Below are 11,896 nucleotides of genomic sequence, written 5' to 3' on the forward strand. Positions count from 1 at the left end.
ACTTTTTAGTTGATGAGTCAGAGGAGGCATAATGGAATGAAACCGATTTACAGTTCTGCAAAAGAGGCAGTTGAACAAATTCAAGACGGTGCCACAATTATGGTGGGCGGTTTTGGGTTAGTAGGCATACCTGAACAACTTATTTTAGCACTAGTTGATAAAGGGATAACCAATCTGACCGTCATTTCCAATAACTGCGGTGTAGACGAATGGGGCCTGGGACTGCTACTTAAAAACAAACAAATAAAAAAAATGATTGGTTCTTATGTGGGTGAAAACAAAGAATTCGAACGTCAAGTATTGTCGGGCGAAATCGAAGTTGAATTGACTCCGCAAGGAACACTTGCTGAAAAAATGCGCGCAGGCGGAGCCGGAATTCCAGCTTTCTTTACACCAGCTGGCGTAGGCACAACAGTTGCAGAAGGCAAAGAAATTCGTGAGTTTGACGGCAAAGAACACGTACTAGAGCACGCTTTAAGAGCTGACTTTGCTTTAGTGAGAGCACATAAAGCCGATAAGATGGGGAACTTGATTTACAACAAAACAGCACAAAACTTCAATCCGCTTGCTGCAGCAGCTGGAAAAATTACCATTGCGGAAGTAGAAGAAATCGTGGAAATCGGTGACATCAATCCGAATCACGTTCAAACGCCAAGCATTTATGTACAAGGCTTGCTTCAAGCAGACCAAGAAAAACGCATCGAACGTCTTACAACACGCACTGTTTAAGAGAGGGTGGAGAAATATTGGATAAACAATTAGTCAGAGAACGCATTGCAAAACGCGCTGAAAAAGAAATCAACGATGGCGATTACGTTAACTTAGGAATCGGTATGCCGACTTTGGTAGCGAATTTCATTTCCGATAACAAAAGTGTTGTGCTTCAATCAGAAAATGGGCTTTTAGGAATCGGCCCTTATCCGACTGAAGACAATGTAGATCCGGATTTGATCAATGCTGGAAAAGAAACCGTAACGACAATCCCAGGATCGTCTTTCTTTACCAGTGCGGAATCTTTTGCGATGATTCGCGGCGGACATATTGATGTCGCCATTCTTGGTGGAATGGAAGTAGCTGAAAATGGCGACTTAGCCAACTGGATGATTCCTGGTAAAATGATTAAAGGCATGGGCGGAGCGATGGATTTAGTGCATGGTGCCAAAAAAGTCATTGTCATTATGGATCATGTGTCAAAAGACGGGTCTGCTAAAATCAAAAAACAATGTGATTTGCCGTTAACTGGCAAAGGCGTAGTCAACAAAATCATCACAGAGCGTGCAGTGATTGAAGTAACAAAAGGTGGTTTAGTGTTGTCAGAGGTATTTGAAGGCTTTACTGTTCAAGATATCATCGATTCTACAGACGCACCGTTGAATACGGAAAACGTCAAAGTTTCTTAAGCTATTGCGAAAAAACAGCGCTTCGTCTAAAATAGAGACAATAACCAATGACAGTGAAGAGGACTAGTAGTTTGTGTATTTTTGACAGAGAGCCGGCGGTAGGTGCAAGCTGGTAAAATGCGCAAGTGAACTCGCCTTGGAGTCCGTGTATGTGAAACTAAGTAAGATACACCGTTTTCCGCGTTAAGGAATCAAGTTGAGCGAGCAATCGCTAATTTGGGTGGTACCGCGGGAAAATCCCGTCCCTTATTTTTAAGGGACGGGATTTTTTTATTTTGAGGAGGAATCGGAAATGACATTCAATCACAAACTAGTTGAGAAAAAATGGCAAAAATATTGGCAAGATAATAAGACGTTTAAAATGGTGGATGACCCATCAAAACCAAAATTTTATGCACTAGATATGTTCCCGTATCCATCAGGTGCTGGACTTCACGTAGGACATCCAGAAGGCTATACGGCGACGGACATTTTAAGTCGTGTCAAACGCATGCAAGGGTACAACGTTCTTCACCCAATGGGCTGGGACGCATTTGGTCTACCGGCAGAGCAATATGCACTGGATACTGGAAATGACCCAGCTGAATTTACAGCTAAAAACATTGAAACTTTTAAACGTCAAATTCAAGAACTTGGATTTTCATATGACTGGGATCGTGAGATTAGCACGACAGATCCGTCTTATTACAAATGGACACAATGGATTTTTATTCAACTGTATAATAAAGGACTGGCGTATGTTGACGAAGTAGCGGTTAACTGGTGCCCGGCACTCGGTACGGTTCTTGCAAATGAAGAAGTCATTGATGGCAAATCAGAACGTGGAGGTCATCCGGTTGAGCGTCGTCCAATGCGCCAATGGGTGTTGCGTATTACAAATTATGCAGATCGTCTTCTTGAAGATTTGGAAGACTTGGATTGGCCAGAAAGCTTGAAAGATATGCAACGCAACTGGATTGGTAAATCAGAAGGCGCAGAACTGGAATTTCAAGTCGCAGACACGGAACATTCTTTCCGCGCATTTACGACACGCCCGGATACGATTTTTGGTGCGACTTATGCGGTACTAGCCCCTGAACATAAATTAGTAGCTGCGATTACAACAGCAGAACAACAACAGGCTGTTGAAAAATACATTGATGACGTTAAAACGAAAAGTGATTTGGAACGTACTGATTTGGCGAAAGACAAATCAGGTGTATTCACAGGCGCTTATGCAACAAATCCAGCGAGTGGTGAGAAAATGCCGATTTGGATTGCCGATTATGTATTGGCAACTTATGGAACAGGTGCCATCATGGCGGTTCCTGCTCACGACGAGCGCGATTATGAATTTGCTCAGCAATTCGATTTGCCAATTGTGGAAGTTGTATCAGGTGGCAATATCAAAGAAGAGGCCTATGCTGGCGATGGTGAATTGATCAATTCTGATTTCCTTAATGGATTGAACAAAAAAGAAGCAATCGAAAAAGCCATTGCATGGCTAGTTGACAAGAAAGTCGGCGACAAGAAAATTACGTACCGCTTGCGTGACTGGTTGTTTAGCCGTCAACGTTACTGGGGCGAGCCGATTCCAATCATCCACTGGGAAGACGGCACGATGACACCGGTTGAAGAAAAAGATTTGCCATTGATGTTGCCGGTAACGACGGATATTAAGCCAAGTGGAACTGGCGAATCACCGCTTGCTAATATTACGGACTGGGTCAATATTGTTCATCCAGAAACAGGCATGAAAGGGCGCCGCGAAACCAACACAATGCCACAATGGGCAGGAAGCTGCTGGTATTACTTGCGCTTTATCGATCCAACGAATGACGAAATGTTGGCAGACCCAGAACTATTGAAACGCTGGTTGCCGGTCGATGTTTATATCGGCGGTGCAGAGCATGCAGTGCTTCATTTGCTGTATGCCCGTTTCTGGCATAAAGTGCTTTACGATATCGGTGTGGTTTCAACAAAAGAACCTTTCCAGAAATTGTTTAACCAAGGTATGATTCTGGGCGAAGGCAACGAAAAAATGTCGAAATCAAAAGGCAATGTTGTGAATCCAGACCAAATCATCGAAAGTCACGGAGCAGATACATTGCGCATGTACGAAATGTTTATGGGACCTCTTGAAGCATCAATTGCTTGGTCGACAAACGGACTAGATGGCTCTCGTCGATTCCTAGATCGCGTTTGGCGCTTGTTGATGGATGAAGATCAATTGAGTGCGAAAGTCACGGACACAAACGATGGCAAAATGGAAAAAGTTTATCATCAAACCGTGAAAAAAGTCACGGACGATTTTGAAGGGCTCCGTTTTAACACGGCTATTTCACAAATGATGATGTTCATCAATGAAGGCTACAAAGTCGATTCGATTCCGAAAGAATACGTAGAAGGCTTTGTGAAATTACTGTCGCCAATCGCACCTCACGTAGCAGAAGAACTGTGGCAGAAATTGGGTCATGAAGGATCTATTTCTTACGAAAATTGGCCGCAATTCGATGAATCGAAAATGGTCGACGATGAAGTCGAAGTTGTAGTTCAAGTAAACGGCAAAGTAAAAACTAAGCTGTCAATCGCTAAAGACAGCTCAAAAGAACAACTAGAAACAGCTGCACTTGCAGACGAACAAGTCCAGAAAGCGACAGAAGGTAAACAAGTACGTAAAGTCATCGTCATTCCAGGGAAATTGGTTAACATCGTAGTAGGCTAACAAAGAAAAGCGGAGTCTTCCGGTAGCTCCGACAAGCTTAAGGCAGACTGGCGAAGTGGCGTTTTGCCACACAGCCGGGCTGACTTAAGACTCGAGGAGCTGGAAGACAAAGTCTAGACAAAGAAAAGCGGAGTCTTCCGGTAGCTCCGATAAGCTTAAGACAGACTGGCGAAGTGGCGTTTTGCCACACAGTCGGGCTGACTTAAGACTCGAGGAGCTGGAAGACAAAGTCTAGACAAAGAAAAGCGGAGTCTTCCGGTAGCATTTATTAAAGCGAATAACAAAAGAGGCAGATCGGAGAAGTTCCGGTCTGCCTCTTTTGTGTTGTTACCAGTAGCTTGTTTGTCTTTATGAACGGCTTTGGCCAATTTTGATAGGACATAAGCTTTAATGTGATTTAATGGTACAAAAAATAGACTAAGGGCTTTTAAGAGAACGAGTGAAAAGCAATCACTTAGAGCAGGTTATTCAAAATAGACACTTCTTATTTGTTTGAAAACTAACTCTTTTTCTTTTTACCAAAAGCACGCCCAATTAACAAGGCGCCGAAAATGATGAGCAGTGGAAGGGAGTAGACTAGCAACAGAACATACTCGGTTACGTCACCCATAGCGTTTAACCTCCGCCTTCTCTTTAACTTTCTTTGGCAAATTGTGCTGCGCTTTGTCCGGCTACGTTGCCTGTGACTAATGCAGACGTGATATTGTAGCCACCCGTGTAGCCGTGAATATCTAAAATTTCACCACAGAAATACAATCCAGGTTTCTTTTTAGAAGCCATCGTTTTGGGTTCGATTTCTTTGATCGATACACCGCCACCCGTAACAAACGCTTTTTCAATCGATTGTGTACCGTTAACAAACATTGTAAAAGCGGTTAGCTGTTGAGCCATTGCGCGTACTTTGTCACTTGGCAATTCGGCACCAGTCAGTAATGGATCAATTTCTGCACGCCCCATAAGAAACAGCAACCAACGTTCTTGCGCTAAACTTTTCCAAACATTTTTCAATGATTTTTTGGGTTCGTCTTTCATCATACTGTTTAACAGCTGAAAGGCAGATTCTGCATTTTCATCTGGCAAGGTATTGATACGCATTTCAACTGGGTGACCACCATTTTTTTTCATTTCTTTGACAACGTATTGGCTACAACGCAAAATTGCAGGACCGCTCAATCCAAAATGCGTAAACAGCATATCCATTTGATGTGTGACAAGCACTTTGCCTTTTTTGTTTAATACGGTTACAGCGGCATCGCGTAAAGCCAAACCTTGAAGCTCGCGACTGACGATAAACGGTTCTTTTGATAAAAGGGGTACTTCAGTTGGATAAAGCTCTGTCACCAAATGACCTGCTTTTTCTGCCCACGGGTAGCCGTCTCCAGTAGAGCCAGTTTGTGGCACGGCTTTGCCTCCAACCGCTACAACTACTGCTTTCGCCGTATATTCTTCACCTGTGTGCAGACGAACACCGGTTACTTTTTCATCGGTCATTAATAATTTTTTCACAGGTGAATCCAATAAAATGGTGACGTTGAGTCGTTCCATTTCTTTAAACATGGCATCTGCTACGTCCTGTGCCCGATTAGAAACGGGAAACATGCGGCCATGGTCTTCTTCTTTTAGGGCAACACCAAGTCCTTCAAAGAAGGAAATAATATCTTCGTTATCGAATACAGAAAAGGGGCTATGAAGAAAACGTCCATTCCCTGGAATGTGTTTAACAATTTCATCGAGTGGCAATCGATTGGTGACGTTGCAACGTCCACCGCCAGATATAATTAATTTTTTTCCTAATTTTTTACCTTTTTCGATCAGCAATACTTTTTGGTTAATCGAAGCTGCGGCAATAGATGCCATTAAGCCGGAGGAACCTCCGCCTATGATTATAACGTCATACATAGAATAAGAACTCGCTTTCGTTTTTCTCTCAAGTATACACGATGCAGCGAAACACGTTGAGTAATTTCTTCTATAGGTGTAAACTATCGTGTAGATTGTTTTTATCACGAACAAGTCAGGAAGTGTAAAATGTCATCATTAATTAAAGGTACAGCCATCTTAACCTTGGGTCTATTTTTATCGAAAATCCTTGGCGTTCTTTATATCATCCCGTTTTATAGCATGGTAGGAAAAGACAATATCGGACTTTATCAATATGCGTATATCCCGTATAACTTGATGCTGGCACTGGCTATTTCCGGTGCACCGATTGCGTTCTCGAAATTTACCGCGAAATACAATTCTCTCGGTGATTATGAAACCGGCAGGCGATTATTAAAGTCAGGTCTTTTGACAATGATGATTACTGGTTTTGTGTCGTTTCTTTTACTTTACATCTTCGCAGAACCACTAGCGCGCATCACCATTTCTGAAGATGAGCTTATTTATTCAGTAGGCGACATTACTGAAGCCATTCGCTGGGTCAGCTTTGCATTAATTGTCGTGCCGTTTATGAGTTTGTGGAGAGGATTTTTCCAAGGCTATAATTACATGATGCCGACCGCTGTTTCACAGTTAGTGGAGCAAATCGTTCGTATTATTTTCCTGTTAGGCGGATCTTATGCAGTAATTTATATCTTCGGAGGTACACCAAAAACGGCGATTCAATTTGCTGTGTTGTCAGCTGCAGTTGGGGCACTTGGTGGTGTTGTGACGCTAGCCTATTTCTGGAAAAAGAAAAAGCCTGAATATAATCGTCTGTTAGCGAACTCCGTTGAATCGTACGATGTAAAGTTACGTGATATGTACAAGGAGATTTTGATTTACGCGGTTCCAGTTATTTTCCTAGGAATTGCCAATCCGTTATTCCAATTTGTTGATTTGATGACATTTAACCGAGCGATGAGCTCGGGTGGGAATGTCTCTGAAATCGATCTTCTTGGAATTTTAAATTTGACTGCTCATAAGCTAGTCATGATTCCTGTGATGCTCGCAACTGGCTTTTCAATGGCATTGATTCCATTGATCACCAAACATTTTACGCGTCGTGAATATCTTCAAGTATCGCGAACACTCGATCAATCAATACAGTTACTACTATTCTTGACATTACCGGCTGTTATCGGTATGACGATGCTGTCTGATGAGTTATACCATGTCTTTTACGAGGTCAGTGATGTTGGATCTGAAATCCTGGCACATTATTTACCAGTAGCAATTTTATTTTCGGCTTTCCCAGTCACCGCTTCTATTTTACAAGGGATTAACAAACAAAAATGGATTATTATCAACTTGTCGATAGGTTTATTATTAAAAGCAGTATTAAATACACCGTTGATCGAACGCTTTGAAACAGACGGTGCTATTGCTGCAACGATTATTGGCTATTTAGTAGCGATTGGTATGAACATGGTGGTCATCGCTAAAACCATGAATTACCGTTCGCAAATGGTTGGAAGACGTGTTATTTTAATCGTCATCTTAAACGTGATTATGGCGGGAGCGGTTTTCTTAGCGATGTCGGGATTAGATCTATTTATAGGCATGGACAATAAATTATTATCAATGTTGCGCTTACTTTTAGTTGGTGGTGTGGGAATAGTTGTTTATGGTTATCTTGGACTGAAAACAGGACTAGCACAAAAGTTAATGGGATCAAAAATAACGAAAATTTCTCGGAAATTAGGCTTTTAGGAGTGACACAATGCGCATAGATAAATTCCTTTCGAATATGGGTTTTGGCTCTAGAAAAGAAGTTAAAATCCTACTGAAATCAACTGCAGTGGAAGTGAACGGGGAAATTGTCCGTGATCCAAAAATACATGTAGATGAACAGACAGATCAAGTAGCAGTAGAAGGCGAAGCGGTTGTTTATACTGAGTTTATCTACTTGCTGATGAACAAGCCGCAAGACGTCATCTCTGCAACCGAAGATAAATACGACCAAACGGTAATCGATTTATTGGGAGAACAAGAACAGCATTTCGAGCCGTTTCCGGTTGGGCGACTGGACAAAGATACTGAAGGTTTTTTGTTGCTGACGAATGACGGCAAGTTAGCCCATGAATTATTATCACCCAAAAAGCATGTAGACAAAACTTACTTTGCAGTAATTGAAGGACAAGTCACAGAAGAGGATGCAGAAGCATTCAAAAAAGGTGTAGCGCTCGACGATGGTTACGTGACGAAGCCAGCTAGTTTAAATATAATTGAGACTGGTGCCGAATCTAAAATCGAATTGACGATTACTGAAGGCAAATTCCATCAAGTTAAACGGATGTTCGAAAGTGTCGGCAAGCGGGTAGTTTATTTGAAACGTTTGTCGATGGGACCTCTGAGTCTTGATCCAGAGCTTGGTCTTGGAGAATACCGTCATTTAACGGAAGAAGAAGTAACTAGTTTAAAACAAAGAAAATGACCGCATAGCTGCGGTCATTTTCTTCGTTTAGGAAATTGTTTAAGACGTCATTTTCACTTTCCGTTGCGTCGTTGTCCATTTGCCTCGAGTTGGGCTGGTCACCAAGTCGTTAAAGGCTAACACATTCAAATCTCTTTGAATGGTGCGAGGAGTGATGCCGAATTCATCGACAAGATCTTGCGTCGTTACAGTCCCGTTGTCGAGAATGTACTTATACATATCTTTAATTCGAATGAGCATGCGATCGGTTGTGGGTTTCATAATAATAGAACCACTCCTTCATCTTTTTTCCCATTGGCAAAGACTAGCGGACGATAGGCTGAGATTTATACAGCTGGTTTATGATTGATGCCAAAGACAGCCCCTTTTCCTAAAATAGTGTGTCAATTTGACTAGTCTGACAATTCCAGTATACCGGAAAAACATATCGAATTCTAGGATTTCCCTCTATCTTTACACAAAAATAACAATAGAAAGACAGAATTTTTTATGCAAATTGTCACAAATTCTTTAATTTGATGGAAAAAGGTGTACAATAGCCATAACAAAAAGGAGTGTGAACCATGGATTGGCTGCTAGAAGCTAACAAACGCAAAGAGACCATGCTGAGAGAATTACAGGAATTAGTGGCGATTCCCAGCGTGTTAAGTGACGACACAACACCAACGGCTCCTTTTGGAAAAGAAGTTAAACAGGCATTGGATTGGTTTTTAAAAAAAGGAAAAACTCAAGGCTATTCAGTAAAAAATGTAGGGGACATTGGAGGGCATCTTGAGATTGGGCAAGGTGAAGAATTGCTCGGTATTTTAGGGCACGTTGACGTTGTGCCAGTGGGAAGTGGATGGACAAAAGCTCCATTTGGTGGAGAAATTGAAAATGGTCGACTTTATGGCAGAGGCACGATCGACGACAAAGGTCCGACAATTGCCGCATGGACGGCTTTGAACATGGTAAAAGAAGCAGGCGTAGAATTTACAAAACGCGTGCGGTTGATTATTGGAACCGATGAAGAAAGTGAGTTCCGCTGCATGGATCGTTATTTTAAAACAGAAGAAATGCCCTCTATTGCCTTTACACCAGATGCGGATTTCCCAATCATCAATGCTGAAAAGGGGATCGCAACCTTGGTGTTTTCAACATTTTCCATGCATGAAGATGCGATTTTAGAATCTTTTATTGCAGGTCATCGAACCAATATGGTGCCTGACCAAGCAACCGCCATTTTAAATGGCCAACTAGCAGAATGGCAGGAAGATTTTAAAGCGTTTTGCAAAGAACACAATGTTACAGGAGTCGTCGAACAGCATAACGGCTCGACCGAGTTGACGTTAAATGGAAAGTCAGCCCATGCCATGGAGCCTGAAGACGGTGTCAATGCAGGGGTTTTACTGGCATTATTTTTGAAAGATCGCTTAGAAGGCGATGGCCAGAAATTTGTGTCATTTGTCGCGGATACGTTTTATCAAGATTCGCGTGGTCGCAAACTGGGACTGGAGTTTATGGATGAACAGTCAGGAGATACGACATTTAACGCGGGAATTATTCGCTTTGAGAAAAAGAAAACAGCGATGATTACAGTCAGCATGCGGTATTCCATTAGTTATCCATTTGAAGAAAAAATCGCGGCTTATCAACTCAAGGATTTTGTTCTGGACATTGCGTCCAATTCTCCTCCTCATTACGTGGATGGAAACGATTCATTTATCAAGACGCTACAAAATGCCTATGAAAAACAAACAGGCGACAAAGCAGACCTTCTTGCTATTGGTGGGGGCACATATGCGCGCGTACTTGATAAAGGTGTAGCATTCGGTATGCTGTTTCCAGGTGAGCCGGACGTTGCGCACCAAGCAGATGAATTTGTCGATATCGACAATTTAGTTAAAGCAACTGCAATTTACGCAGAAGCAATTTATCAATTGGCTTGTAAAAAATAAGGGAAGAGGGATTAGCTATGGATTTGATATTGCATAATGGTGAGTTTATTCGTGAAGAGGATTTGGTGATTTCGAAAGAAGATCGTGGCTATCAGTTTGGAGACGGTATTTACGAGGTCATTCGTGTTTATGACGGCAACTTGTTTACAGCAAAAGAACATATTGACCGTTTCTATGAAAGTGCTGATAAAATCAAAATTGTTATTCCCTATACAAAAGATGTTTTTCATAAAATGATGTATGATTTTGTGGAATTGAACATGATTGATAACGGTCAGGTATACGTTCAAGTTACGCGTGGCGCTGCAGAACGACAGCATCAATTCCCAACACAAGCAAATCCTGTGATTACCGGCAATACGAAATCAGTGGAGCGTCCAGTTGGGAGTTTAGAGTCTGGAGTAACGGCGAAGTTTATCGAAGATATTCGTTGGTTGCGTTGTGACATTAAAAGCTTGAACCTGCTCGGCAATGTACTAGCGAAACAAGAAGCTTATGAAGAAGGATATTTTGAAGCGATTTTGCATCGTGGTGAAACCGTGACAGAAGGCTGTTCATCGAATATGTATGGCATTAAAAACGGCATCCTTTATACCCATCCTGCTAACAACCTTATTTTAAATGGCATTACGAGACGTGTAATTCTTGAATTATGTGAAGAGTTGGAAATTCCAGTAGAAGAAACACCTTTCACAAAAGCTCAAGCACTTGAAATGGATGAATTTATCATGTCTTCAACGACCACTGAAGTAATGCCAGTTGTCGTAATTGGTGATAAAAAAATCGGTCAAGGTGTTCCTGGAGAATTGACGCGTAAATTACAGGCCGCTTTTGAAGCGCGCATTGGAGTCGGCGTAAAATCGTAATCCATCATTTATCAGAAGAAAAGTGATTGGCTCAAGCCAATCACTATTTTTTTGTATCCGTGCACATGGTAAACTGAAGCGAGGTGACGTTAAATGAAACCACATTACTTTGTGGGCATAAAAATTCCACAGAACATTGCAGAGAACTTAGTTGCAGAACGAGACAGTTGGAAGTTGAAAAGTCATAAAAGGCAAACCCCAGCTCAAGATATGCATATTACCTTACTGTTTATTGGCGAAGATGTGAATGGCGAAATAGATCAAATTGAAAAACTACTAGCCAGAACCAATCAGCAGCCATTTAAACTAACAGTGAATGGCATTAAGACTTTCGGTAACCCGGTAACTCCACGTATAATTTATGCCTCTCTTGAAAGTTGTGAAGAATTAAATGTGCTTCAGCGACAAATTGTCCATACTTTGGATTCGCTACAGATGAGTCCCAACCTGAAAGAATTCGTGCCGCATATCACATTGGCTAGTAAATGGGCAGGAGGCGTGCCTGCAGAACCGCAATTTTCAATTGATCAGATGCAATTTGAAGTGACGGAGTTTTCACTGTTCCGAATTGCAATGAAAGAAATACCACGTTATCAAAAGATCTTCGATTATCGGCTTTAAAGACCCATCTA

At 41.8% G+C, this 11,896-nt stretch carries 10 protein-coding genes and 1 other annotated feature; of the genes, 8 read left to right on the forward strand and 2 right to left on the reverse strand.

All coding sequences use genetic code 11. The features are described 5' to 3' along the window. Positions 1 to 36: 36 nt before the first annotated feature. From AJGP001_RS06360 to leuS, 3 genes are all read left to right on the forward strand, one after another. Positions 37 to 729 (forward strand): CoA transferase subunit A, encoded by a 693-nt coding sequence (locus AJGP001_RS06360; protein ID WP_078080276.1) that lies wholly within the window; start codon positions 37 to 39, stop codon positions 727 to 729. A gap of 17 nt (positions 730 to 746) precedes the next feature. After that, entirely contained in the window at positions 747 to 1,400 is a 654-nt protein-coding gene (locus AJGP001_RS06365) for a 3-oxoacid CoA-transferase subunit B (RefSeq protein WP_071154613.1), read from the forward strand. Between the two features lie 44 nt (positions 1,401 to 1,444). Further along, positions 1,445 to 1,650 (forward strand) — a binding site (T-box leader). Between the two features lie 42 nt (positions 1,651 to 1,692). Continuing rightward, a complete protein-coding gene (gene leuS / locus AJGP001_RS06370) occupies positions 1,693 to 4,104 on the forward strand; it encodes a leucine--tRNA ligase (RefSeq protein ID WP_078080277.1) in 2,412 nt (803 codons plus the stop codon). Between the two features lie 633 nt (positions 4,105 to 4,737). Here the strand turns inward: leuS and AJGP001_RS06375 are convergent. Continuing rightward, positions 4,738 to 6,003 (reverse strand): BaiN/RdsA family NAD(P)/FAD-dependent oxidoreductase, encoded by a 1,266-nt coding sequence (locus tag AJGP001_RS06375; RefSeq protein ID WP_078080278.1) that lies wholly within the window; start codon positions 6,001 to 6,003, stop codon positions 4,738 to 4,740. 129 nt (positions 6,004 to 6,132) lie between these two features. Between AJGP001_RS06375 and AJGP001_RS06380 the strand changes: the two genes are divergently transcribed. Both AJGP001_RS06380 and AJGP001_RS06385 read left to right on the forward strand, forming a co-directional pair. Continuing rightward, a complete protein-coding gene (locus tag AJGP001_RS06380; RefSeq protein ID WP_071154612.1) occupies positions 6,133 to 7,737 on the forward strand; it encodes a putative polysaccharide biosynthesis protein in 1,605 nt (534 codons plus the stop codon). A gap of 10 nt (positions 7,738 to 7,747) precedes the next feature. Continuing rightward, positions 7,748 to 8,461, forward strand: a complete 714-nt coding sequence (locus tag AJGP001_RS06385; protein ID WP_071154611.1) for a pseudouridine synthase — start codon at positions 7,748 to 7,750, stop codon at positions 8,459 to 8,461. A gap of 39 nt (positions 8,462 to 8,500) precedes the next feature. Here the strand turns inward: AJGP001_RS06385 and AJGP001_RS06390 are convergent, their stop codons facing one another. Then, complete coding sequence (locus AJGP001_RS06390) at positions 8,501 to 8,722, reverse strand: DeoR family transcriptional regulator (RefSeq protein ID WP_058385785.1); 222 nt, start codon at positions 8,720 to 8,722, stop codon at positions 8,501 to 8,503. Positions 8,723 to 9,024: 302 nt separating this feature from the next. On the opposite strand from AJGP001_RS06390, the gene pepV reads away from it, so the two are divergent. The 3 genes from pepV (at position 9,025) to thpR (ending at position 11,885) form a co-directional block, all read left to right on the forward strand. Next, entirely contained in the window at positions 9,025 to 10,398 is a 1,374-nt protein-coding gene (gene pepV, locus AJGP001_RS06395; RefSeq protein ID WP_078080279.1) for a dipeptidase PepV, read from the forward strand. A 17-nt stretch (positions 10,399 to 10,415) separates the two neighbouring features. After that, entirely contained in the window at positions 10,416 to 11,264 is an 849-nt protein-coding gene (gene dat / locus AJGP001_RS06400; protein ID WP_071154610.1) for a D-amino-acid transaminase, read from the forward strand. A gap of 93 nt (positions 11,265 to 11,357) precedes the next feature. Further along, positions 11,358 to 11,885 carry an RNA 2',3'-cyclic phosphodiesterase gene (gene thpR, locus AJGP001_RS06405; protein ID WP_071154609.1) on the forward strand — a complete coding sequence of 176 codons (528 nt, stop codon included), beginning with the start codon at positions 11,358 to 11,360 and terminating at the stop codon, positions 11,883 to 11,885. Positions 11,886 to 11,896: the final 11 nt, after the last annotated feature.

Source organism: Planococcus faecalis (assembly GCF_002009235.1).
Classification (GTDB): domain Bacteria; phylum Bacillota; class Bacilli; order Bacillales_A; family Planococcaceae; genus Planococcus; species Planococcus kocurii.